Annotated in this window: 24 protein-coding genes; 14 read left to right on the top strand and 10 right to left on the bottom strand. The window is 32.7% G+C overall.

All coding sequences use genetic code 11. From position 1 onward, the window contains the following. Nucleotides 1-20 precede the first annotated feature (20 nt). Nucleotides 21-317: an isoamylase early set domain-containing protein gene (locus DMB68_RS11755; RefSeq protein WP_110346851.1), complete on the bottom strand. Its 297-nt coding sequence runs from the start codon at nucleotides 315-317 to the stop codon at nucleotides 21-23. Between the two features lie 237 nt (nucleotides 318-554). On the opposite strand from DMB68_RS11755, the gene DMB68_RS11750 reads away from it, so the two are divergent. The 4 genes from DMB68_RS11750 (at nucleotide 555) to porT (ending at nucleotide 3,402) form a co-directional block, all read left to right on the top strand. Then, nucleotides 555-899: a 2TM domain-containing protein gene (locus tag DMB68_RS11750; RefSeq protein WP_110346850.1), complete on the top strand. Its 345-nt coding sequence runs from the start codon at nucleotides 555-557 to the stop codon at nucleotides 897-899. Nucleotides 900-911: 12 nt separating this feature from the next. Further along, nucleotides 912-1,394 (top strand): dihydrofolate reductase, encoded by a 483-nt coding sequence (locus DMB68_RS11745; RefSeq protein ID WP_110346849.1) that lies wholly within the window; start codon nucleotides 912-914, stop codon nucleotides 1,392-1,394. Nucleotides 1,395-1,952: 558 nt separating this feature from the next. Then, a complete protein-coding gene (gene ubiE, locus DMB68_RS11735; RefSeq protein ID WP_110346848.1) occupies nucleotides 1,953-2,684 on the top strand; it encodes a bifunctional demethylmenaquinone methyltransferase/2-methoxy-6-polyprenyl-1,4-benzoquinol methylase UbiE in 732 nt (243 codons plus the stop codon). A gap of 1 nt (nucleotide 2,685) precedes the next feature. Continuing rightward, on the top strand, nucleotides 2,686-3,402 hold the full coding sequence (gene porT, locus DMB68_RS11730; protein WP_110346847.1) for a type IX secretion/gliding motility protein PorT/SprT: 717 nt from the start codon (nucleotides 2,686-2,688) through the stop codon (nucleotides 3,400-3,402). A 9-nt stretch (nucleotides 3,403-3,411) separates the two neighbouring features. Here porT and DMB68_RS11725 read toward each other — a convergent pair whose 3' ends face one another. Beyond that, nucleotides 3,412-4,140, bottom strand: a complete 729-nt coding sequence (locus DMB68_RS11725) for a TrmH family RNA methyltransferase (protein ID WP_110346846.1) — start codon at nucleotides 4,138-4,140, stop codon at nucleotides 3,412-3,414. Nucleotides 4,141-4,179: 39 nt separating this feature from the next. On the opposite strand from DMB68_RS11725, the gene tamL reads away from it, so the two are divergent. The 4 genes from tamL to DMB68_RS11705 all read left to right on the top strand — a co-directional run bounded on the left by tamL (nucleotide 4,180) and on the right by DMB68_RS11705 (nucleotide 9,511). After that, a complete protein-coding gene (tamL, locus tag DMB68_RS11720; RefSeq protein ID WP_110346845.1) occupies nucleotides 4,180-6,753 on the top strand; it encodes a translocation and assembly module lipoprotein TamL in 2,574 nt (857 codons plus the stop codon). A gap of 59 nt (nucleotides 6,754-6,812) precedes the next feature. Continuing rightward, nucleotides 6,813-7,880, top strand: coding sequence for a class II fructose-bisphosphate aldolase (fbaA, locus tag DMB68_RS11715; protein WP_110346844.1), 1,068 nt, complete (start codon nucleotides 6,813-6,815; stop codon nucleotides 7,878-7,880). Nucleotides 7,881-7,962: 82 nt separating this feature from the next. Continuing rightward, nucleotides 7,963-8,817 (top strand): acetyl-CoA carboxylase, carboxyltransferase subunit beta, encoded by an 855-nt coding sequence (gene accD / locus DMB68_RS11710; protein ID WP_110346843.1) that lies wholly within the window; start codon nucleotides 7,963-7,965, stop codon nucleotides 8,815-8,817. Between the two features lie 85 nt (nucleotides 8,818-8,902). Continuing rightward, on the top strand, nucleotides 8,903-9,511 hold the full coding sequence (locus DMB68_RS11705) for a hypothetical protein (RefSeq protein ID WP_110346842.1): 609 nt from the start codon (nucleotides 8,903-8,905) through the stop codon (nucleotides 9,509-9,511). Nucleotides 9,512-9,611: 100 nt separating this feature from the next. Here DMB68_RS11705 and DMB68_RS11700 read toward each other — a convergent pair whose 3' ends face one another. Further along, complete coding sequence (locus DMB68_RS11700; protein WP_110346841.1) at nucleotides 9,612-10,859, bottom strand: ABC transporter permease; 1,248 nt, start codon at nucleotides 10,857-10,859, stop codon at nucleotides 9,612-9,614. A gap of 165 nt (nucleotides 10,860-11,024) precedes the next feature. Here DMB68_RS11700 and purH point away from each other — a divergent pair, with 165 nt between their 5' ends. From purH to rodA, 6 genes are all read left to right on the top strand, one after another. Next, nucleotides 11,025-12,551 (top strand): bifunctional phosphoribosylaminoimidazolecarboxamide formyltransferase/IMP cyclohydrolase, encoded by a 1,527-nt coding sequence (purH, locus tag DMB68_RS11695; protein WP_110346840.1) that lies wholly within the window; start codon nucleotides 11,025-11,027, stop codon nucleotides 12,549-12,551. Nucleotides 12,552-12,607: 56 nt separating this feature from the next. Then, nucleotides 12,608-13,636 (top strand): rod shape-determining protein, encoded by a 1,029-nt coding sequence (locus DMB68_RS11690; protein ID WP_007804822.1) that lies wholly within the window; start codon nucleotides 12,608-12,610, stop codon nucleotides 13,634-13,636. Between the two features lie 109 nt (nucleotides 13,637-13,745). Beyond that, nucleotides 13,746-14,576, top strand: a complete 831-nt coding sequence (gene mreC / locus DMB68_RS11685; protein ID WP_110346839.1) for a rod shape-determining protein MreC — start codon at nucleotides 13,746-13,748, stop codon at nucleotides 14,574-14,576. After that, nucleotides 14,569-15,075, top strand: coding sequence for a rod shape-determining protein MreD (locus DMB68_RS11680; protein ID WP_110346838.1), 507 nt, complete (start codon nucleotides 14,569-14,571; stop codon nucleotides 15,073-15,075). Before mreC ends, DMB68_RS11680 begins: the two co-directional genes overlap by 8 nt. Continuing rightward, nucleotides 15,072-17,051 carry a penicillin-binding protein 2 gene (mrdA, locus tag DMB68_RS11675; protein WP_110346837.1) on the top strand — a complete coding sequence of 660 codons (1,980 nt, stop codon included), beginning with the start codon at nucleotides 15,072-15,074 and terminating at the stop codon, nucleotides 17,049-17,051. The genes DMB68_RS11680 and mrdA overlap by 4 nt, the downstream gene beginning before the upstream one ends. Nucleotides 17,052-17,068: 17 nt before the next feature. Next, nucleotides 17,069-18,304 carry a rod shape-determining protein RodA gene (gene rodA, locus DMB68_RS11670; RefSeq protein WP_110346836.1) on the top strand — a complete coding sequence of 412 codons (1,236 nt, stop codon included), beginning with the start codon at nucleotides 17,069-17,071 and terminating at the stop codon, nucleotides 18,302-18,304. Nucleotides 18,305-18,360: 56 nt separating this feature from the next. Here rodA and DMB68_RS11665 read toward each other — a convergent pair whose 3' ends face one another. From DMB68_RS11665 to hemW, 7 genes are all read right to left on the bottom strand, one after another. Then, nucleotides 18,361-19,068: a PH domain-containing protein gene (locus tag DMB68_RS11665; protein ID WP_110346835.1), complete on the bottom strand. Its 708-nt coding sequence runs from the start codon at nucleotides 19,066-19,068 to the stop codon at nucleotides 18,361-18,363. A gap of 105 nt (nucleotides 19,069-19,173) precedes the next feature. Next, the gene (locus DMB68_RS11660; RefSeq protein WP_110346834.1) at nucleotides 19,174-19,542 is read right to left on the bottom strand and encodes an MmcQ/YjbR family DNA-binding protein; all 369 of its coding nucleotides are present in this window, start codon (nucleotides 19,540-19,542) and stop codon (nucleotides 19,174-19,176) included. A gap of 5 nt (nucleotides 19,543-19,547) precedes the next feature. After that, entirely contained in the window at nucleotides 19,548-19,898 is a 351-nt protein-coding gene (locus DMB68_RS11655; protein WP_110346833.1) for a DUF4260 domain-containing protein, read from the bottom strand. Then, nucleotides 19,898-20,302, bottom strand: coding sequence for a GNAT family N-acetyltransferase (locus DMB68_RS11650; protein ID WP_110346832.1), 405 nt, complete (start codon nucleotides 20,300-20,302; stop codon nucleotides 19,898-19,900). The genes DMB68_RS11655 and DMB68_RS11650 overlap by 1 nt, the downstream gene beginning before the upstream one ends. 53 nt (nucleotides 20,303-20,355) lie before the next feature. Then, nucleotides 20,356-21,414, bottom strand: a complete 1,059-nt coding sequence (locus tag DMB68_RS11645) for a DUF4421 family protein (RefSeq protein ID WP_124019423.1) — start codon at nucleotides 21,412-21,414, stop codon at nucleotides 20,356-20,358. A gap of 12 nt (nucleotides 21,415-21,426) precedes the next feature. After that, nucleotides 21,427-22,197: a cyclase family protein gene (locus DMB68_RS11640; RefSeq protein ID WP_110346830.1), complete on the bottom strand. Its 771-nt coding sequence runs from the start codon at nucleotides 22,195-22,197 to the stop codon at nucleotides 21,427-21,429. Between the two features lie 22 nt (nucleotides 22,198-22,219). Further along, complete coding sequence (gene hemW / locus DMB68_RS11635; RefSeq protein WP_110346829.1) at nucleotides 22,220-23,356, bottom strand: radical SAM family heme chaperone HemW; 1,137 nt, start codon at nucleotides 23,354-23,356, stop codon at nucleotides 22,220-22,222. Nucleotides 23,357-23,411: the final 55 nt, after the last annotated feature.

Below are 23,411 nucleotides of genomic sequence, written 5' to 3'. Positions count from 1 at the left end.
ATCCGCATCAGCGGATTTTTTTATACTACTAAAACACTATTTTCACTTCCTGCAAAATCATTCCATCTATAAGAATCTGCTTCCGGATCGTTAATATAAAGCCCGTCAACTACATACTTAAACTCATAAATAGCATCTTTTACTAAATCATAAGTGGCTTTAAAAGTTCCATTTTTTAGCTTGCTTAATGTTCCTTCTTCTATGTTCCAGTTATTAAAATCTCCAACTACTGCGGCAGAATTAGCATCCTTAGCATCAATTGAAAATGTTACCTTAACAACTGGTTTCGTTTTGATAAATTGTTTTTTTAAAGACATAACTGTTTCATTTTTAGTTTTATACTCAAAGTTCGCAAATTCATTTGAGTTAACAATATCTTATAACATGATTTATGATTATGGTAATTAGAAGCATTTTTTTTGTAACATCTTTAATTTAAAGCTTTTAAATTCGTAAATTCGGATTTACTGTCAATTTCAAACCAAATATTATTTATTCAAAATAGTGAGTTTTCAAAATAAATTATAACTTTATAATCTTATTTTGAATCAATTATGGAAAAAGAAGTTCACGAACAATACGAATATGCCCGTAAAAGAATCAGACAGAAAAAAACATTATATTTTCATTTTGTACTTTTTCTATTGGGGAGTTTATTTTTATTTATCGCCAATAGATTCTGTGGATTTCGCATTGGAACAGCAGAAAATTGGTGCATTTGGATTATTACTATATGGTTTTTTATTTTTATTTTGCACTTCATAAAAATTTATATCACAGATCGATTTATGAACAAAAAATGGGAAAGAGAACAAATTGACCGATTGGTTGCTCTTCAGCAAAAGAGAATTAATCAACTAGAATCTTCCATAAATGATAATCCTGAAAATAAAATTTAGTTTGAATACACTATGCTTATAATGATAGCGGCTGTTGCCGAAAACAATGCCTTGGGAAAAAAAAACAAATTAGTCTGGCATCTCCCAAATGATTTTAAAAGATTCAAATCACTTACTACTAATCACCATATCATAATGGGAAGAAAAACTTTTGAAAGTTTTCCAAAACCATTACCCAACAGAACACATATTGTAATATCCCGACAAGAAAACTATAACCCGGGAGGCTGCATAGTCGTTGACAGTATGGAAAAAGCCATTTCAATATGCCCGGAAAATGAAGATTCATACATCATAGGAGGCGGAGAAATTTATAGTTTAGGATTGCAGTATGCTGATATAATTGAAATAACCCGCGTGCATAACACCTTTGAAGCCGATGCCTTTTTTCCTAAAATTAATGAGAGGGAATGGCAATTGGTTGAATCCGAAGAAAACTTTAAAGATGAGACCCACCTTTATGATTATACCTACGAAACATACATTAAAAAATAAAAAAACATCCTCAATTGCTTGAGGATGTTTTTATTTAAATCCAATGATTAGAGCAATGACCTACTCCAGAAACAATATTTGATAACATAAAATAAAAATTACAAATATTAAAAATACCCCTGAGAGGAATATAATAACATTTGATATTTTTTGAGAGTACATCTCAAAAAAACCCTTAATACCAAATACCACGAAGGTACTAAAGGCAAAGAAAATTAAAATTTCCAAAAACAAATTTAATCCTAAGAACGTATTTTGCGCTTTAAATATAATACTGCTCTCAAAAACAGTACTTTCAAAACAGCTTACAAGAACAAACGAGATGCTAAGCGCAAGGAGCACCCATTTGATTTGGGTCATTGTATCTCTATTAATCATTGAAAAAATATTAACATTTTTACAGATGCTAAATTCACCAATAAATACCTTACCTACAATACCCACTTTTAGTGATTTTACTAAATATCCCGATTTAATGTCTGAAAAACATTTTCTATCCTAATTAAGAAACACAATTGCAGTTAAATACTTTATGTTATATTTGCGTAAATAAAAAAAATGTCTGAAAAAATAACTCCGTACAAAAACTCAACATTAGGTAAAAAAGAACAAGTTGCCCAAATGTTTGACACTATATCAGGAAACTACGATAATTTAAATCGTGTAATTTCGTTTGGAATAGATGTAAAATGGCGTAAAAAAGTTTTGAAAATAGTTTCTGATTCTAACCCAAAAATCATACTTGACATTGCTACCGGAACCGGAGATCTTGCTATTTTAATGGCACAAAGTAATGCCGAAAAAATTATTGGCTTAGATATTTCTGCCGGAATGCTGGAAGTTGGAAGAAAAAAAGTGGAAGAAAAAAAACTTTCAAATACAATTGAATTAGTCTTAGGCGATTCTGAAAACTTGCCGTTTGAGGATAATTATTTTGATGCTATTACAGTAGGATTTGGAGTTCGGAATTTTGAGAATTTAGAAAAAGGTTTTGCTGAAATCTTAAGAGTTTTAAAACCTAACGGTGTGTTTGTGATTTTAGAAACTTCAGTTCCTGACAAAACACCTTATAAACAAGGATATCGTTTTTACACCAAAAGTATACTTCCCATTATAGGAAAATTATTTTCTAAAGATAATTCTGCTTATGGATATTTATCAGAATCTGCTGCTGCTTTTCCTTATGGGGAGGCTCTGAACAATATTTTAAGAAAAATTGGGTTTATAGATGTTGTGGCGATGCCTCAAACTTTTGGAGTTGCAACTATATATTCTGCTTCTAAAAAATAATATGAAAAAAACAGTAGTCTTAATTTTATTAGTATTATCGACACAGGGATATTCTCAATTTGCTAAAAGCATGTTTAGTAAAGATCCCATTATTAACCTGGAAAACTGGCAAAAACAACGCCTGTATTTTGGTTATTATTTAGGCTTTAACAGCTTTGATTTTAAATTTGATTATAAACAGGTTGCAGAGGATATTCAGGTAAAAAAAACAACAGGATTTAATGTTGGGGTTGTCGCAGATTTAAGACTGCAGGAATATGTAAATTTACGTTTTGAACCAGGTTTGTATTATACAAAAAGAGATCTACATTATCCTGAGTTCACTTCAGAAAATGATTATTTAAGAGAAGTAAACAGCACTTACATTCATTTTCCATTATTATTGAAATTTTCAGCTTTGCGTACCGGAAACATACGTCCTTATTTAACAGGAGGACTTTCTACTACTTTAAATTTATCCAGCAATTCAAAATCTAAAGACGACAATTTTGAAGGTACATTTAGAACTAAATCTTGGAGTTCTGCATATGAAATTGGTTTCGGTATCGATATTTTCTCTGAATATTTTATTTTCTCTCCATCTATCAGAGGCATGTTTGGTATAACTGATGAATTAATCAGAGACAATAAAACACTTGAAAACCCAAATAGTCCATGGACAGATAATATAAGCTCTATGAAATCGAGAGCGATTTTAATAAATTTTACTTTTCATTAAAACAAAAGCTTAACTTTTTCGTTTAAACTCACTAAGAACAATAGCAGTGGCGGTTGCTACATTTAAACTTTCGGTTTTTTGCAGTTTACCAAATCTGGGAATTGTGAGTCGGCTTGTTACTGTTTTTTCAATCTCTGCCGAAATACCATTGGCTTCATTACCCATAATAATGATTCCGTTTTGAGGTAATGCAGATTGATAGATATTTTCACCATTCATAAAAGTTCCAAAGACAGGCAATTTTGCGTTTGTTATAAAAGATTTCAAATCAACATAATTTACATTTACTCTTGCGATAGATCCCATTGTGGCCTGCACTACTTTTGGATTGTAAATATCAACAGTTTCTTTTGAACAGATGATTTGCTGAATTCCAAACCAATCGCAAAGTCTTAAAATGGTTCCTAAATTTCCTGGATCCCGTATATCATCCAAAGCTAAAATTAGATCTGAATCGATTATTTTTTTTTCGGCAGGGATTTTGAATACAGCCAAACAGGTATTTGGAGTTGATAAGGCGCTTATTTTTTTTAGTTCTTGTTCTGTAATAGAAATACGTTTTGAAAATTCAACCTTTTCAAAATCATTTTGCGTAGTGAACAAATATTCTAATTCAAAATTGGACTGCAGCAATTCCTGAATTACTTTAATTCCTTCGGCAAAAAACAATTGATTAGCAAAACGTTGTTTTTTTTGATGCAAACCTGTTATAAGTTTTATTTGATTTTTACTAATCATAAAATATAATGTACTTTTGAATTAAATATTTAAAAACACTTGAAAAAGATTTTTACAAAAATAACAGCATTTATTCTAATAGCAATATTTATTTGCGCTTGTAATGCTGTGAAAAGAGTTCCAGACGGAAAAAACTTACTTACAAAAAATGATATTATTGTAAACGGCAAATCTACCAATGACGAAACTGCCTCTAATCAAATGTATCAAAAACCAAATAGTAATTTATTAGGATTTCGCCTGCGTTTAAACTTGTATAATCTGGCAAAATTAAATCCTGATTCTACTTATCAGGCAAAATTTAAAAACAACCCGGGCAAATATGAGCGCCAATCAAAAATATTATCTGCTAAACAGGTAGATCGCCTTGGACAATCCTTTCTGTACAAAGGCATCCATGAATTCTTAAAAAGAACCGGAGAAGCTCCAGTAATTATTGATACTTCAAAAACTAAAAAAACGTTACTTCGCTTAAAATCTTATTATTTCAATAATGGTTATTTCAATGTAGCGATGAATTATGACATTGACAGTGTCGGTTATAAAAGAGCAAAAATCAATTACAATATTACAACAGGAGCTGTTTACACCTTAGATTCTATTAAACAAAACATTAGTACTCCGGCTTTAGATTCATTATATAAAACAAACCCTGAGCCTCCTATTTTAAAATCAGGAAATCAATTTAAAACAAGTGATTTTGAAGAAGAAAAAAACCGCATTACTACCTATTTTAGAAACCACGGAGCCTACTTTTTTCAGCCTACTTATGTAACTTTTGACGTTGACACTATTGGTAAAAAGAACAAAGCCGATATAAATTTAATTATCAAAGATAACAGCATACAAGAAAAAGATTCCAGCAGAACAGAACCTTTTAAATTGTATAAAATAAGCGATGTTAACATTTATACCGATTATTCACCAGCCCGTGCAAAAAGCCAAATCAAAGACAGCACTACATACAAAAATTTCAACTTATATAGTTATGACAGATTAAAATACAAGCCCCGTGCAATTACTGATGCTATTTTTATAACAAAAGGAGGCACTTATGCTGATTTCAGAACCACTCTTTCATCACGTTATCTAAACAATCTGAAAATTTTTAATTATCCATCCATACAATATGAAGTTGACAAACGAGATTCAACTGCCCAATCGTTAATTGCAAAAGTTTATTTAACACCACGAAAAAAATACAGTTTTGGAGCTACTTTAGATTTAACTCACTCTAATATTCAGGATTTTGGAATTGGAGCCAGTGTTTCTGAAACGATTCGAAATGTATTCAACAGGGCTGAAACCTTAGAAATTTCCGCACGTGTAAATGTGGGTTCATCAAAAGATATGGCCAATCCTAATGATAATTTCTTTAATGTTTCAGAATATGGGGTTGACATGAAACTTAATTTCCCTAGAATTTTAATGCCTTTTGGAACTGAGAAAATTATTCCGAAAAGCATGATCCCATCTACATCAATAGCAGCTGGTTTTTCTAAACAAAGAAACATCGGACTGGACAAAGAAAACTTCACCGGAGGTCTATCCTATCTTTGGTCTCCAAAAAGATACAATTCGGCAAAATTAGACTTACTAAACGCACAATATGTCCGTAACCTGAACCCTGATAATTATTTTAAGGTTTATACTTCTTCTTATGATGAATTGAATGGTATTGGAAAAGATTACAATGTAAATGCTGACAACTGGGGAGATTCACCAGAAGAACAAAATCGAAAAAACCTGACCATACCTAAAGGAACAACAGGTTTCACAAATGATGTTATAAATAACAGAACAGCTTTGACACCATCAGATCCAGAATACAAAGACATTGAAAGCATAGAAGAAAGAAGAATTCGACTTACCGAAAATGACTTTATTTTAGCTACCAGCTATACTTTTACCAAAACAACTAAAAAGGATTTAGCCGACAATACTTTCTATCAGTTTAAAACCAAAATAGAATCAGCGGGGACTTTATTATCGGCCATTTCAAGTGTGGCAAGTTTACCTAAAAATTCACGCGGTAATTATGACATATTTAATCTGGAGTATTCTGAATATATAAAAACCGAATTTGACTATATCAAACACTGGGATTTCGGCAAAGAAAAAGTGTTGGCAGTAAGAAGCTTTTTTGGTATTGCAATTCCTTTTGGAAATTCTGATTACATTCCTTTTTCGCGAAGTTACTATTCAGGAGGATCAAATGACAATCGTGCGTGGCAACCTTACGCATTAGGTCCCGGAAGTACAAATGCAGTAAATGATTTTAATGAAGCCAATATGAAAATCGCTCTTAGTGGAGAATTTAGGTTTAAAATTTTCGGAGATGTTAAAGGCGCGATCTTTGCAGATGCCGGAAATATCTGGAATGTCCTCGATAATGTAACTGATGAAAAGGCAAAATTCTCCAGCTTAAACGATTTCGATGAAATTGCTTTAGGTTCCGGATTTGGTTTGCGATATGATTTAAGCTTTTTTGTTATTCGCTTAGATTTAGGCTTTAAGACTTATAATCCGGCGCATGACAAGGGAGACAGATGGTTTAAAGAATACAATTTTGGGCATTCGGTTTTAAATTTTGGGATAAATTATCCGTTCTAATGCTAATTAATTCTTATTTTTGCAACCTAAAAACCTAAAAACAACTAAAAAAAATTACAATGGCACACAATATTAAACCAGGAGTAGCTACAGGAGATCAGGTACAGGAAATCTTTAATTATGCAAAAGAAAAAGGATTTGCACTTCCGGCAGTAAACGTTACCGGATCAAGTACAATTAATGGAGTTCTTGAAACTGCAGCAAAACTTAACGCTCCGGTTATCATTCAATTTTCAAACGGAGGAGCACAATTCAACGCTGGAAAAGGATTATCTAATGCAGGTGAAAAAGCAGCAATCGCAGGAGGTATCGCGGGAGCAAAACACATTCATACTTTAGCAGAAGCTTACGGAGCTACCGTAATTTTACATACTGACCACTGTGCAAAAAAATTATTGCCTTGGATCGATGGTTTGTTAGATGCATCTGAAAAACATTTTGCACAAACAGGAAAACCATTATTCAGTTCTCACATGATCGATTTGTCTGAGGAGCCAATCGAAGAAAACATCGAGATCTGTAAAGAATACCTGGCAAGAATGAGCAAAATGGGAATGACATTAGAAATCGAACTTGGTATTACGGGTGGTGAAGAAGATGGTGTTGACAACTCTGATGTTGACAGCTCAAAATTATACACTCAGCCAGAAGAAGTAGCTTATGCTTACGAAGAATTATCTAAAGTAAGCCCTAAATTTACAATTGCTGCTGCGTTTGGAAACGTTCACGGTGTTTACAAACCAGGAAACGTAAAATTGACTCCAAAAATCTTAAAAAATTCTCAGGATTTCGTTCAAAACAAATTCAACACAGGTCACAATCCTGTTGATTTCGTTTTCCACGGAGGTTCAGGTTCTACACTTGAAGAAATTAGAGAAGGAATTAGCTACGGAGTTATCAAAATGAACATCGATACAGATTTACAATTTGCATATACTGAAGGAATTCGTGATTATATGGTTAAAAACCTTGACTATTTGAAATCTCAAATTGGTAACCCTGAAGGTGCTGATGTTCCTAACAAAAAATTCTATGACCCAAGAAGATGGGTTCGTGAAAGCGAAGTAACATTCAACGCAAGACTTGAGCAAGCTTTTGCAGATTTGAATAACGTAAATACACTATAATTTCAGATTGCTGATTTTAGATTTTAGATTTTCATGAATCTAAAATCTAAAATCTTTAAGTCTAAAATCAAAAATCAAAAATATGGCTTGGTTTAAAAGACAGGAAAAAGGGATTACGACTGCTACAGAAGATAAGATGGACGTTCCGAAAGGATTGTGGTACAAATCTCCTACCGGAAAAATTATTGACGCTGATGAATTAGCGAGAAACTTATTCGTAAGTCCGGAAGATGATTTTCACGTTCGAATTGGAAGCGCAATCTATTTTGAAATTTTATTCGACAACAACGAATTTGTTGAGTTGGATAAAAACATGACATCAAAAGATCCTTTGCATTTTGTGGATACAAAAAAATATGCAGAGAGACTGAAAGATGTAATGGAAAAGACGCATCTGAAGGATGCTGTTCGTACCGGAGTAGGAAAATCTAAAGGAAAAGAACTTGTTGTCTGTGCTATGGATTTCGCTTTTATCGGTGGATCTATGGGGGCTGTTGTAGGTGAAAAAATCGCAAGAGGTATTGATCATGCAATCAAAAACAAATTACCTTTTGTCATGATTTCCAAATCTGGAGGAGCCCGTATGATGGAAGCTGCTTACTCTTTAATGCAGTTGGCTAAGACGTCTGTAAAATTGGCACAGCTTGCCGAAGCCGGCTTACCGTACATTTCTTTATGTACTGATCCAACTACCGGAGGAACAACTGCATCTTACGCTATGTTAGGAGATATCAATATTTCCGAACCTGGTGCGTTGATTGGTTTTGCCGGTCCGCGTGTGGTTCGTGATACTACAGGAAAAGATCTACCTGAAGGTTTTCAAACAGCTGAGTTCCTTTTAGAGCACGGTTTCCTTGATTTTATTACACCAAGAAAAGATTTGAAAGATAAAATCAACTTGTATATTGATTTGATTCAGAATAATACAATTAGATAGTTTTAAAAACTTCTAAAATATTAAAATCTCATCCGCTTAATTGCAGGTGGGATTTTTTTATATCTTTATTTTAAATCTTATTTATATGAAAAGAGTTTTTATTGGTTTTATTATTTGTTTGCTCCTTAATTGTTCTAAAAAGGAAAACACAATTGAAAACACTCCATATATAATGTCAAAAAAAGACATCATCACCAATATCTCCAACAAGCCAAAGGACAAAAATATCCCTCCACCTCCTCCAATACCAGGCTGGCTATTTTACGGCACTAACACTTTTATTATTGATAAAGACTCGAAAATTTATTATTCCCAAAGAGAAAAAATTGGACGAATCTGTGGCTATAAATTTGATGATACAATTCCTCATTTCATAAATTTACAGCCAAAAGATTTAATAGAAATACCAAATAATATGATTTCCGATTTTATAAAATTAAATTATAAAGATAATTTTCAAAACATAACTTTTATAGCATCGACATTAGACACTTTAAAAACTCAAAATTATTTTGATTTAATAAATGCCATTGAATCTTCATTAGACCAAAATGATTCATATTTCATAAGAAGAACAACTCAAGAGGAAGACACTGTTTTTAAGTATAAGAAAAACAACGAATATTACAATTCAGAAAACATTAAATGGGATAAAAAAAGAATTACATTTCCTTTCATAAAACCCAAATTATAGAAAAATAAGCGCACAATAATTAGGCTAAAATCTCTGTTTCTTTTTTAAGAAGCTCCAAGCAAAAACAGAACACAACTCAATCTTAGAGGTTTTAAAAAGCTTACATACCTGTTCGAATAGCTTCAACCGGATCTAAATTAGCTGCAGAAATTGCAGGCAATATTCCTGAAATCAATCCAATAAGACCCGCCAAAGTGGTCCCCAACATTATATTTCCAAAACTTAAAACAAATTCAAAATCGAGTGCTTTGGTTAAAATGAATGCTATCCCCCAAACCATCAATAATCCGATGATTCCTCCGATTACTGAAAGAATAATAGCTTCAAATAAGAACTGAAATAAAATGAATCGGTTTTTGGCACCCAACGATTTTTGAATTCCGATTAAATTGGTTCTTTCTTTTACCGATACGAACATAATATTTGCGATTCCAAAACCTCCGACTAAAAGAGAAAACCCGCTTATAATCCATCCTACAACATTCATCTGACCTAAAATTCCATCAATAAAATCTGTAAAGCCGGAAAGTACATTGATAAAAAAGTTATCCATCTCTCCTGCTTTCATACCACGAATTGCTCTAAGTTTTTGTGCAACTTCAGCTTTGTAAGCGTCCATATCGATTCCTTTTACTGGCTTTAAAACAATCACAGGAGTCATAGCATCACTATCTCCGTACATTCGACGCAGAAAATTAGCCGGAAAATAAACCGATGTGTCATTACTGTCACCAAAAAATCCCGCACCTTGTTTTGCCATTACACCAATAACAGTAAAGCGCTGACCGTACAAACGAATACTTTTTCCGACAGGATCACTTTCTCCAAAAAGTCCGTTGGCAATATCAAATCCTAAAACAATTACAGGAGTTCCCGAATTTGATTCGGATTCATTATAAAACCTTCCCTTGTCAAAAGTTAATCCATCAATATCCACCATCTCAAATGAAGACGGAATCATATTTACATCTGCAACGGTTTTTGAATCATATTTTAAAGTTTCATGATTTACAAATAACTGATAACCTACCTGATCTGTATTATTTAGAGAGTTTTTAAGCGCAATATATTCATCATATTTGACATTTGGAAACTGCTCTCTTTTCCATTGTGGAATTTCAGAAGGTCCAAAGCAATATTTCATTAAATAAATCGTATTTTTATCTAAACTGCTTAAATCTTTTGAAATTTTTCTATCCAGAGAATCAACAGCAGCGAGTACGGCAATGATCGAAAAAATACCAATGGTCACACCTAACAACGATAATAAAGTTCGCAATTTATTATTACGCAAAGCATTGATGGCAAAGCTTAGACTTTCATTCAATAATCTTAAATAAAGAAGCATATATTCATTTTTTTCGATAAAGTAAAATTCAATAAATTTAAATCAAAAACCTAATAAAAGGTAACTAACTCATCAGTAGTTTTTTTTAATATAATGTTACAAGAATTCCTTTAAATATATTATCAAAAAAAACTACTTTTGCAGTCTGAAAATTATAACTACACAATGAGCACAACTAAAACAATACAATCAGCCTTAATATCTGTTTTTTCGAAAGATGGATTAGAGCCTATCGTTAGAAAATTACACGAACAAAACGTTACACTTTATTCAACGGGCGGAACTGAAGATTTCATTAAGAATCTTGGTATTCCGGTAGTTCCTGTTGAAGATATTACTTCATTTCCTGAAATTCTTGGAGGAAGAGTTAAAACATTACACCCGAAAATTTTTGGTGGAATTTTAAATCGTCAGGACAATGAAAGTGATGTTCAGCAAATGAAAGAATTTGATATTCCACAGATTGATTTGGTGATTGTTGATTTGTATCCTTTTGAAAAAACGGTTGCTTCCGGTGCAAGCGAACAAGATATTATTGAAAAAATTGATATTGGCGGAATTTCATTAATCCGTGCCGGTGCAAAAAACTTTAAGGATACAGTAATTGTAGCTTCAGTAAATGAATACAGCCTGCTTTTAGATTTAATTACAGAACAAAATGGAGCAACTACTCTTGAAAACAGAAGATTGTTAGCAACAAAAGCGTTCCACGTTTCTTCTCACTATGACGGAGCAATTTTTAATTATTTTAATACAGACGAGACCATCTACAAAGAAAGTATCGCTGACGGGCAAGTTTTGAGATATGGCGAAAACCCTCACCAAAAAGGATTCTTTTTTGGAGATTTTGACGCTATGTTCAAAAAAATTCACGGTAAAGAATTGTCATACAACAATTTATTAGATGTTGACGCTGCTGTAAATTTAATTGCTGAATTTAAAACTGACGGACCAACATTCGCGATTTTAAAACACAACAATGCTTGCGGATTGGCTTCAAGAAAAACAATCAGCGAAGCATATTTGGCAGCTTTGGCTTGTGATCCTACATCTGCATTTGGAGGTGTTTTGATTGCCAATACTAAAATTGATTTAGCGGCAGCACAGGAAATTAATAAATTATTCTGCGAAGTAGTTATCGCTCCAGCTTATGATGACGAAGCAATTGCCGTTTTACAAGAAAAGAAAAACAGAATCATATTAGTTCAAAATGAAGTTGAATTACCATCCCGCCAAGTAAGAACTTGTCTTAATGGTTTGTTAATTCAGGACAGAAATAATATTACAGATACTAAAGAGCATTTAAAAACCGTTACAACTACAGAGCCAACTGCTCAGGAAATAGAAGATTTGATCTTTGCTTCAAAAATTTGTAAAAACACCAAATCGAATACGATTGTATTTGCAAAGAACGGAACATTAATTTCATCAGGAACGGGTCAGACTTCAAGAGTTGATGCTTTAATTCAGGCAGTTGATAAAGCAAGAGCTTTTGGTTTTGATTTAACCGGAGCTTCTATGGCGAGCGATGCATTTTTCCCTTTTCCGGATTGTGTAGAATTAGCCAAAAAAGCAGGAATAACGGCAGTAATTCAGCCAGGAGGCTCAATAAAAGATGAATTAAGCATAAATTATTGCAACGAAAATAATCTTGCAATGGTATTTACAGGAACACGTCATTTTAAACATTAATTTGTTTAACTTTGTTCGATAAATTAATTATAACATTTTAAACCCCTAACAAACTTATGGGATTTTTTGATTTCATGACCGAGGATATTGCGATAGACCTTGGTACCGCAAACACTTTAATCATACATAATGATAAAGTTGTTATTGATAGCCCATCTATCGTTGCACGCGATAGAATATCCGGCAAAATCATTGCTGTTGGTAAGGAAGCCAACATGATGCAAGGTAAAACACATGAAAACATCAAGACCATAAGGCCTTTGAAAGATGGTGTAATTGCCGATTTTGATGCTTCGGAAAAAATGATCAATATGTTCATTAAAAGTATTCCGGCATTAAAAAAGAGAATGTTTACTCCGGCTTTAAGAATGGTAGTATGTATTCCTTCTGGAATTACTGAGGTTGAGATGCGTGCAGTAAAAGAATCTTGTGAACGAGTAAATGGTAAAGAAGTTTATCTTATTCATGAACCAATGGCAGCAGCAATTGGTATTGGTATCGATATCATGCAGCCAAAAGGAAACATGATCGTAGATATTGGTGGTGGTACAACTGAAATTGCCGTTATCGCTTTAGGCGGAATTGTATGTGATAAATCTGTAAAAATTGCAGGTGACGTTTTCACAAATGATATCGTTTATTATATGCGTACTCAACACAATTTATTTGTTGGAGAAAGTACTGCTGAAAAAATAAAAATTCAAATTGGAGCGGCTATCGAAGATTTGGATGGCCCACCAGAAGACATGTCTGTTCAGGGTAGAGATTTACTTACCGGTAAACCAAAACAAGTTGATGTTTCATACAGAGAAATTGCTAAAGCATTAGACAAATCGATTCAGCGTATTGAAGATGCTGTAATGGAAACTTTATCACAAACTCCTCCTGAATTAGCTGCTGATATTTACAACACTGGAATTTATTTAGCTGGTGGGGGATCTATGTTAAGAGGTCTTGATAAACGTATTTCACAAAAAACAGATTTACCTGTTTACATTGCTGAAGATCCGTTAAGAGCAGTTGTTCGCGGAACCGGAATGGCACTTAAAAACATTGCAAAATTCAAAAGTATCTTAATCAAATAAGATAAACATAACAATCTATATATTTTTATTAGAGTCAAGTTGAATCATTTGACTCTAATAAAAATTTGAACCCAAAAGCATATCCTGAAACAAAATAACCGAACAAGAAATGCAGCAAATTTTTAATTTCATTATAAGAAACAGTAATCGATTGCTGTTTTTGCTGCTTTTAGGCATTTCGTTGGCACTCACAATCCAATCTCACTCTTTTCACAAAAGCAGGATGATTAGTTCTGCTAACTTTATCAGTGGCGGCGTTTATGAAAAAATAAACAACGTAAATGAGTATTTGAATTTGAGAACTGAAAATGACGAACTGGTACTTGAAAACGCAAGATTAAAAAGCCTTTTATTCAACAAAGAGGATACAACAAAAGCACCAATGATTGACAGCATTAAAGGTGTAAAACCAGCTGACATTATTGTTTCAAAAGTAATTCATAATACATATAGTACACATGAAAATTATCTTACCCTGAACTCAGGATCAAAGGAAGGTGTTAAACAAGATATGGGAGTAATAAATAGTTTAGGAATTATTGGAATTGTAGACAATACTTCACCAAATTACTCTACCGTGATTAGTATCCTGAATATGAAATCTCAGATTAATGCAAAATTAAAAAAATCCAATCATTTTGGTTCTCTAACCTGGGATGGAAAAAGCACAGGAATCGTTCAATTAACAGATGTTCCAAGACTGGCTTCAGTTAGAAAAGGAGATACTATTGTTACAGGTGGACAATCTGTAATTTTCCCTGAAAACATCAATATTGGTGTAATTGACAAATATTTCATTGACACAAAAACGACATTCTACACCATTAATGTCAAATTATTTAATGACATGACTAATCTAGGACATGTTTATATTATCAAAAGTAAGGGAAGAGAAGAACTTATTAATTTAGAAAACAAAAACAAGGAAAAAGATGAATAGCGCATTGTTAGTCAATATTTTTCGATTTATTATGTTACTGGCAATTCAGATTGTTATTTTTAATAATATGAATTTCTTAGGATACATAAGTCCTTTTCCGTATATTCTATATATTATTTTATATCCTGTAAACAGTAATCGATCCGGTTTAATAATTTCCAGTTTTTTATTGGGTATTTCAATGGATATGTTTTGTAATTCAGGTGGTATTCATGCAGCTGCCTGTGTGATTTTAGCCTATTACAGACCTTATATTTTTAAGTTTTCTTTCGGATTAAGCTACGAATATCAAACTATAAAACTAAACGAATCCTTAACTCCTGAGCGCTTTTCTTTTATTTTGGTTTCGGTATTATTGCATCATATAGTCTTATTTGTTTTGGAAGCTTTTCAATTTAAATTCATCTGGGATATCTTACTCAGAACTTTATTTAGTTCCGTTTTCACAATACTCATTTCTATAATAATCATATATCTTATTAAGCCAAATAAACGATGAGAAAAGTCCTGCTGCCCACTTTAATTATTATTGCAGCATCTTTGCTAGTGATCAGGATATTTTATTTACAGGTTATTGACGATTCTTTCAAATTAAAATCGGAAAATAATGCTATCAAAATAAAATACGATTATCCTGAACGCGGATATATTTACGACAGATACGGAAAACTTCTTGTGGCAAATCAGTCATCTTATGATATCATGGTAATCCCCAGGGATATTAAAGATGATCTTAATATTACCGAATTCTGCGAATTATTAAATATTACAAAAGAAGATTACGAGAAAAGAATCGCAAAAGCAAGGATTTACAGCCCAAGACTGCCTTCTGTTTTTTTAGCACAACTTAATAAAGCAGAATTTGCCGCTTTTCAGGAAAAAATCAGAAAATATGAAGGCTTCTATTTTCAAAAACGTTCTTTACGTGATTATGAAGCAGATTATGGCGCAAACATTTTTGGTTTTATCACACAAGTAAATGAAAAACAGATTGCCAAAAATCCTTATTACAATAGTGGCGATTTAATTGGAAAACAAGGTGTTGAAGAAAGTTATGAAGAAATTCTGAGAGGTATTAAAGGTGTAAAATATATCCAGAAAGACAAATACAATCGTGAAATTGGTTCGTATAAAAACGGAAAATATGACACAATTGCTGTACAGGGTGAAGATATTAATTTAACCATTGATGCTGAACTTCAAAAATATGGCGAAGAATTAATGATTAATAAAAGAGGTGGAATTGTCGCTATCGAGCCTTCATCAGGAGAAATATTAGCACTTGTAACCGCTCCATCATACGATCCGGGAATTTTAGTTGGAAGACAGCGTTCTAAAAACTATACGCTCTTATATCGTGACTCCATTGCAAAACCACTGTATGACAGAGGTCTTCTGGCAGAATATCCTCCTGGATCTCCTTTTAAAATTTTAACAGGTCTGGTAGCCTTGCAAGAAGGTGTTATAGATGAAAATACCACAGTATCTTGTCATCATGGATTTAGTTATGCCAGAGGTCGTTTTATGAGATGCCACTGTCAAGGCGGGCAATTACAATTACACAGGGGAATTTATCAATCATGTAACTCCTATTTCGCCACAGCATACATGAAGACCATTAATAAATATACGAAACCTGCTGCTGCAGTAGATGTATGGAGTAATCATCTTAAAACTTTTGGTCTTGGACAGTTTATGGGTTATGATTTACCAACCGGTAAAAGAGGAAAAATCCCCACTTCTAAAACCTATAAACGAATGTACCCCAACGGAGGCTGGAGAAGTACCGCAATTGTTTCGAATGCTATTGGCCAGGGAGAAGTTGTAATGACACCTATTCAGCTGGCAAATATGATGGCAACCATTGCAAATCAAGGGTATTATTATACTCCCCATATCATAAAAAAAATTGAGGGTGAAAAAATCGATCCAAAATTTACAACAAAGCACACAACATCGATTGATAAGAAATATTTTGCTCCTATCATAAGCGGTTTATTTGATGTTTACAACATGGGAACTGCAAGCAGGCTAAAAGTGGAAGGAATAGATATTTGTGGAAAAACGGGTACAGCTGAAAATTTTGCTAAAATTGGCGGTAAAAGAGTTCAACTTGAAGATCACTCTATATTTGTTGCATTTGCACCAAAAGACAATCCAAAGATTGCGATTGCGATTATGATTGAAAATGGTGGTTTTGGAGCTTCTATTGCAGGTCCAATTGCCAGTTTAATGATTGAAAAGCATTTAAAAAGAAAAATATCAAGAACCGATTTAGAAGTCCGGGTTTTAAACAAAAGCTTGCAAAGTGAATATGCAAAATTAGGTGGCCTTTCAGAAAGCATTAAAAAAGAACTAAAAATAAAGGACTCTATTGCAAATGCAGCGAAGCTGGAAATAAAAAGAAAAGATTCTATTGCAAAAAGCAAAAGAATAATTCCAAAAACTAAAGCAGATTCCATTAAACGAAATTAATAAGGGATTCATTTCAAATGAAAAATCAAAGCGTAAAAAATAATATTGACTGGATAAGTGTTATTATCTACAGTGTTCTGGTTATTCTGGGCTGGTTAAACATATATTCTTCTTCCTTATCTTCTACAGAAGGCACGTATGAAAAGCAGTTAATATTTATTGGCTGTACGATTCCTTTAATTTTCGTTGTTTTATTTGTTGATGGAAAATTCTATGAAAAGTATGCCAGTATCATCTTTGGAGTTTCCTTATTATCATTGGCCGGATTGTTTCTCTTTGGAAAAACAATTGCAGGACAGAGATGTTGGTATGCTATAGGGAGTTTTACGCTTCAGCCTTCAGAATTTGCAAAAGCGGCTACTTCATTAGCATTAGCCAAATATCTAAGCGACACACAAATTAATCTTAAGGAAACTAATCGTCAAATTCAGGCTCTAGCAATAATATTCCTGCCAGTGATTTTGATTTTGCCTCAACCAGATCCGGGAAGTGCTTTAATCTACAGCATTTTTATTATTGTTTTATATCGGGAAGGCCTTCCATCCTGGTATGTCTGGACAGGTTTTATAACTATTCTTTTATTTGTACTAACACTCGTTTTAGAGCCTTATGTTGTTATTTTACTTGCATTGGCAGTACTGATTATCATACATTTTAAAGGAAGAGCTGTTGATCGGAATATTATATTAAGCAGTATACTTCTGGCTATTATTTCAGCTTTTGTATTTTCTGTAGATTATGTTTTTGACAATGTTTTTAAACAACACCACAGAGATCGTTTCAACATATTACTTGGAAAAACTGTCGACATGAAAGGTATTGGATACAATACCAATCAATCTGAAATTGCTATAGGATCCGGAGGGTGGATTGGAAAAGGCTTTTTAGAAGGAACACAGACAAAAGGTGGTTTTGTACCGGAACAACATACTGATTATATATTTACAACAGTTGGTGAAGAATGGGGATTTGCTGGCTCTTTTATTGTAATTGCATTATTCGCCGGCTTGCTTTTAAGAATAATTTATTTAGCTGAAAGACAAAAAACAAAATTCAGCAGGGTTTACGGATATTGTGTTGCCGGAATTTTATTCATTCACTTTTTTGTTAATATAGCCATGGTAGTTGGAATTTTTCCAACAATTGGGGTTCCGTTGCCTTTCTTTTCCTATGGAGGTTCCGGACTCTGGGGATTTACCATCTTACTTTTTATATTCTTAAAAATGGATGCTAATAAAGTCAACGAATGGTAATCAAAAAACTATAAAACTAAAAAATCCGAAGTGTTTAAAGGCTTCGGATTTTTTTATTACATATAACTTAAGATTTCTTTTTTATAAGTATCATATTCACCTTGTAGAATTAAGCCATTATCCAGCAACTTTTTATAATTCTGTAATTTATCAAAAAGTTCTTCTTTAGATAATTCACTTAATTTACGTTCTCCGGTTGACTGAGCTTGTTGAATTGGCTCGAAAGTCTCTGTATAAGATGGAGTTGTTACAGGTATAATTTCTGCAAAATTAGTTACTTCTTCTGTTTCAACCTCTTCCACTGTTTCCTCATTATCAATCTCTTCTGACTGAATAACAGTTTCGGAAGGCGCTGATATAGTAACAGGATTTTTAAGTAAATCTAACTGCTCTTTAGCGTAAGTATATATTTTTCTAGCCTGAATTTTTGGGATATAATCAATCGAAATTGATAAATCAGTATTTGTATTAAATGAGAATTCTGAACCCAAAATGTTTTCTTTTACAAAAGCCCCTGCCACATCATCCCAGGTATAATCTGTAAAATCCATGGACAGACCTAAATTTTTAGGCTTGCAAATAATAATGCGTTTATTCGTTAAAACAATACTGTCCGGAAAAACAGTAATTGCAGGCTTTTTTTGAACTGCTATATATCCTACTTCTTCTCCCTTCATCAATAAATCATTGAGTTTTGAAGTAATTTTTTCAATCGCTTTAGGATCTTGCTCTTCGTTCAGAAACTTTTTAAATTGTTCTTTCATATTTTATAAACTACTAAGTTGCAAATTAATTGAGTGTTATGTTTTTGACATTCCTTACAAATGTAATGCCTAATTTTCTAATTGTTCCGCCTGTTCGGTAAAATTTTACCTCGGGTCGATAATTTCATTCTGAATTTTCTTTGTCAAACTTTTGAAAACCAATTCATACGAATGATCTATGAGTTCTTTTACAAAAGCAGCCGGTAAATTTCCGTTTAACGAAACTGTATTCCAATGCACTTTACTCATATGAAATCCAGGTTTTATTTCATCATATTCTGCCCTTAATTCCTGAGCACGCTCCGGATCACACTTTAAATTGACAGAGGGTTCATTCTTTTCCCATTGTGATAAAGATGATAATGCAAACATTTTTCCGCCTACTTTAAATACCAAAGTATCTTCATCAAAAGGAAAATGTTCTGTAGTGCCTTTTTTAGAAAGGCAGTATTCGTAATATGTTTCTAAATTCATAATTTTTATTTACCAATTTCACCTAAATGAGTGTATTTAAAACCTTTTTCATATTTGAGACCATAACCAAAAATACGATCCATTGCCGAATGTGAAAATAAAATAATTCCCGCTAATTGCAGGTATTCAATTTTAAAATAGGAGCCTGAAATATACAATAAAACTGCAATCCCTTTGTGATGAAATACATTATATAAAAGTGCTCCGATTTTATTACCAAATAAATAACCCAGCATCGACAAATCCGGAGCTAAAATTAAAACTAAAAACCACCACCATTCAAATCTCAAAAGACTGAACAAATAGATTCCGAAAATAAATAAGGCTGCTTCCTCGAGTTTTGCAATTGTATTCATCATAGTATTTTTTCCATCATTTTTTCAGGATGATTCAATTTTGTAAATCCGAATTTCTCATACAAAAAGTGAGCGTCTGTTGTTGCTAAACGCCAGATTTTAATATCTTTTAAAACGGGTTCATTCATCATATTTTCAATTAAAATTGATGAATAACCTTTTCCGCGATGCTCTTCGGTAATAAAAACATCCATTATATATCCAAAAACAACATAATCTGTAATTACCCGTGCAAAACCAATTTGTTTGTCATCTAAATAAATTCCAAAACAAACCGAAGCATCAATCGTAGTTTGTACTTCCTCCATTGTTCGACCTGCCGCCCAATATATGTCTTTTAAAAAATGCTGTATAAATGGAACATTAAGTTTGCTTTTGTCAGTCGAAACGCTAATCTGATTCATCGTTGTTTGATTTATTTAAATGGATAACAATTTTTAAAACCGTTTAGTATTCATTACATTTTAATTTTATCATCAATTTTTTCAATGGGTTTGCTAACAAATTCAGGTGCATCAAAACGATATCCAAAATATAACAATCCATAAATTTTATTATTCGAAATAACCGTTGCTTTATCCTCATTATAAGAACTGTCGTCAAAATTTAAACTTGCTCCAAAAAGGATACGCTTACTATTATAACCCAATTTTATTCCGCCTTCAATATTTCTGGTAAAATAGGTTTCTTTTTCAATAGTTTCAACACCCGAATCTACACTTTTGTCATTTAAAAACTTTACTCCAATCGAAGGTGATAAATGAGGTGCGATGTAAAAGTTTTTGTGAATAATAAAATTATAATAGTAACCTGCAGCCAGCCTAACATCAAATTCTTTTTGCCTGCCGTTGAGATTGTCAATTTTAGAAATAATTCTGTTGTAGGTATAAATCAGTGATGGGACAAAACTTCCGGCGCTCTTTTTTTGCCATTCGGTAAATGAGGTAATACTTTTAAGAGAGAATTTTGGATTAAAAAGATATGAGGTCGACATTCCATACTGAATAGTTTTAAAATCGGGAAATTGAAGATATTGATCCTTACCTTCAACCCAGTCAGGATTAAAATCAGACATATTGGCTACATAATATCCTTTTGTTTTACTATAATTGACCGTTTGAAGCCATCTCCCTAAAAAGAAACGGAAATTATAATCGGAAAAAGAAGATTTTCCCTTTAAATCTTCATCTTTGTTTCCACCAAAAAATTTAGGATAAAAACCATAACTAAACCCTATGAATTTGTAGTCGATACTTAAAAACAGTTTGTAATTGTTATTGGTTTCCAGATCCAGATTTGTTCCTTTTTTATTATTCAGCAAATAGGAATCGGTTTGAGTACTTAAGTTTGCCCGGACCATTATTTTATCCGGATAATAAATAAAATTTACAGTATCTTTTGGTGATTTATTCTGGCTAAATGATTTTGAGAAACTTAAAACAAAGAGCATTAAAAAAAGACATGTCCTAATTAGATATTTTTTTTGATTGGAACTCTGTCTCTTTGCTGTTTTCAATGTAATTAATTTTTAAAGGTTTACAATAGCATATAAAACAGGTTTACTTGGACTTGCATCATTTTCAAAAGAAGCAATTTGTAAATTCAGCAAATAATTTCCATCTTCAATCTCGTCTGGCACATAAATCATTTCAGTAATTGTTGCTTCAAAACGGGCATCGATATTTAAGTTATGTGTATCCTTAACATTCCAAAAAGCTTTATGAGCCAGCAATTTTCCTTCATCATGTTCCCGGTCAACGCTGGGCAGGTCAATTAATAAATGCTCAATTTCGCTTTCGCGGATAAATTTTGCTGCTTCTTCAGACAAATAAGGCGGATTGGTATTCGAATATTTTCTTGATTTTTTATCTTTTTGATTCGGAAGTGTTCTAATGATTATTGCTTCTGTTTTTGAAAAATTCGAAACATTCAAAGCATTTGAAATCTGGTCTTTTGTAATAACGAAATCTTCTCCGATTTTTTCAGGTTTAACAGTAATTAATTGGGCAAAAAAGAAAAACTGTTTTAAGGCCTGGTTTATACTGTAAAAATCATTGGTAATATGCCCAAGACATTCTGTATGCGTGCCATGTCCATGTGGGTTAAAAAAAATATTATTGAAATTCGTTGATGACTTTCCCTCAGAAACTTTCCCGATCCAGTCGCCAAAAACAACGGGTTCAATAACCGGTTTCTCGATATACCAGGCAATTGGGTTTTCATCTGTATTCGTTAACGGAATTGAAATATCGATAGGTTTTGATAAATCTATTTGAAAATTGTTGATTTTTGCTATCATAGTCATTTTAACCGCAAATTTTTTATTCTTCCAAATTTAAATAAAACAAATCACTTGCTATTCCATCGGTTAAAAATTTTCCTTTCAAAGTGGGTTTCAAAATGTTATTTTCAATCGAAAGCAAGTCATCATTTAAGAATTTTTTACTCTGCATTTGAAGATAATTCAAATAATCCAACCCAAATTCTTTTTCAATTCTTTCTAAAGATACGCCCCAAATGGTGCGTAATCCTGTCATAATATATTCATTATATCGATCTGATTTTGTCAGGATTTCAGTTTCTATGGGAAGTTTATTTTCATGAATAGATTTTAAATAAAGAGAATTATTGGCAATGTTCCACCCTCTTTTTTCACCGTCATAACTATGTGCCGAAGGACCAATACCTATATATTTTTTTCCTAACCAGTAAGCCGAATTGTTTCTGGAGAAATAATTTTCTTTTCCAAAATTTGATAATTCGTAATGAATGAAGCCATTTTTCTGGAGCATTTCAACCAAAATCATAAAATGATTTGAAGCGGCTTCATCTTGTGGTTCAGCAATTTTTCCGGTTTGGATTAATTTGCTCAATGCCGTTTTGGGTTCAACTGTCAAAGCATAACTAGAAATATGCGGAATACCAAAATCCAAAGCAGTCTGAATATTTTGCCTCCACATTTCGTCGCTCATTCCCGGAATTCCGTAAATCAAATCCAACGAAATATTATCGAAATATTTTGTCGCTTCTTCCAGACATTTTTTGGCTTCGGCCGAATTATGAGCACGGTTCATTAGCTGCAAATCGTCTTCATAAAAAGACTGAATTCCGATGCTAAGACGATTTATTGGACTTTTGGATAATTCTAAAATTCGTTCTGAGGATAAATCATCCGGATTGGCTTCAAGGGTAATTTCAGGATTTTCAGCAACCTTATAATTTTTATAAACTTCAGAAATTAAAAAATTTATTTCTTCGTTGCTTAAAACAGAAGGTGTTCCTCCTCCAAAATAAATAGTTTCTACGACATCATTTTCAAATTCATTTTTACGCATGCTAATTTCTTTGGCCAAAGCCAAAACCATTTCGTCTTTCTTTTTCATTGAAGTCGAAAAATGAAAGTCGCAATAATGGCAAGCCTGCTTGCAAAATGGTATATGAATGTAGATTCCGCTCATATTTCTAAATTAAACAATGTGTCAATTTGATAATTAGATAATTTGTTTCGATATC

This window comes from Flavobacterium hydrophilum (assembly GCF_003202405.1).
Taxonomy (GTDB): Bacteria; Bacteroidota; Bacteroidia; order Flavobacteriales; family Flavobacteriaceae; genus Flavobacterium; species Flavobacterium hydrophilum.
The sequence above is the reverse complement of the archived record's forward strand: the minus strand, read 5'-3'. Positions and strand labels throughout refer to the sequence as shown.

Excerpts from the sequence above, each read along its gene's own strand:
- DMB68_RS11755 (WP_110346851.1), bottom strand. The coding sequence starts at position 317 with ATGTCTTTAAAAAAACAATTTATCAAAACGAAACCAGTTGTTAAGGTA.
- DMB68_RS11750 (WP_110346850.1), top strand. The coding sequence starts at position 555 with ATGGAAAAAGAAGTTCACGAACAATACGAATATGCCCGTAAAAGAATC.
- DMB68_RS11745 (WP_110346849.1), top strand. The coding sequence starts at position 912 with ATGCTTATAATGATAGCGGCTGTTGCCGAAAACAATGCCTTGGGAAAA.
- ubiE (WP_110346848.1), top strand. The coding sequence starts at position 1,953 with ATGTCTGAAAAAATAACTCCGTACAAAAACTCAACATTAGGTAAAAAA.
- porT (WP_110346847.1), top strand. The coding sequence starts at position 2,686 with ATGAAAAAAACAGTAGTCTTAATTTTATTAGTATTATCGACACAGGGA.
- DMB68_RS11725 (WP_110346846.1), bottom strand. The coding sequence starts at position 4,140 with ATGATTAGTAAAAATCAAATAAAACTTATAACAGGTTTGCATCAAAAA.
- fbaA (WP_110346844.1), top strand. The coding sequence starts at position 6,813 with ATGGCACACAATATTAAACCAGGAGTAGCTACAGGAGATCAGGTACAG.
- accD (WP_110346843.1), top strand. The coding sequence starts at position 7,963 with ATGGCTTGGTTTAAAAGACAGGAAAAAGGGATTACGACTGCTACAGAA.
- DMB68_RS11705 (WP_110346842.1), top strand. The coding sequence starts at position 8,903 with ATGAAAAGAGTTTTTATTGGTTTTATTATTTGTTTGCTCCTTAATTGT.
- DMB68_RS11700 (WP_110346841.1), bottom strand. The coding sequence starts at position 10,859 with ATGCTTCTTTATTTAAGATTATTGAATGAAAGTCTAAGCTTTGCCATC.
- purH (WP_110346840.1), top strand. The coding sequence starts at position 11,025 with ATGAGCACAACTAAAACAATACAATCAGCCTTAATATCTGTTTTTTCG.
- DMB68_RS11690 (WP_007804822.1), top strand. The coding sequence starts at position 12,608 with ATGGGATTTTTTGATTTCATGACCGAGGATATTGCGATAGACCTTGGT.
- mreC (WP_110346839.1), top strand. The coding sequence starts at position 13,746 with ATGCAGCAAATTTTTAATTTCATTATAAGAAACAGTAATCGATTGCTG.
- DMB68_RS11680 (WP_110346838.1), top strand. The coding sequence starts at position 14,569 with ATGAATAGCGCATTGTTAGTCAATATTTTTCGATTTATTATGTTACTG.
- mrdA (WP_110346837.1), top strand. The coding sequence starts at position 15,072 with ATGAGAAAAGTCCTGCTGCCCACTTTAATTATTATTGCAGCATCTTTG.
- rodA (WP_110346836.1), top strand. The coding sequence starts at position 17,069 with ATGAAAAATCAAAGCGTAAAAAATAATATTGACTGGATAAGTGTTATT.
- DMB68_RS11665 (WP_110346835.1), bottom strand. The coding sequence starts at position 19,068 with ATGAAAGAACAATTTAAAAAGTTTCTGAACGAAGAGCAAGATCCTAAA.
- DMB68_RS11660 (WP_110346834.1), bottom strand. The coding sequence starts at position 19,542 with ATGAATTTAGAAACATATTACGAATACTGCCTTTCTAAAAAAGGCACT.
- DMB68_RS11655 (WP_110346833.1), bottom strand. The coding sequence starts at position 19,898 with ATGAATACAATTGCAAAACTCGAGGAAGCAGCCTTATTTATTTTCGGA.
- DMB68_RS11650 (WP_110346832.1), bottom strand. The coding sequence starts at position 20,302 with ATGAATCAGATTAGCGTTTCGACTGACAAAAGCAAACTTAATGTTCCA.
- DMB68_RS11640 (WP_110346830.1), bottom strand. The coding sequence starts at position 22,197 with ATGATAGCAAAAATCAACAATTTTCAAATAGATTTATCAAAACCTATC.
- hemW (WP_110346829.1), bottom strand. The coding sequence starts at position 23,356 with ATGAGCGGAATCTACATTCATATACCATTTTGCAAGCAGGCTTGCCAT.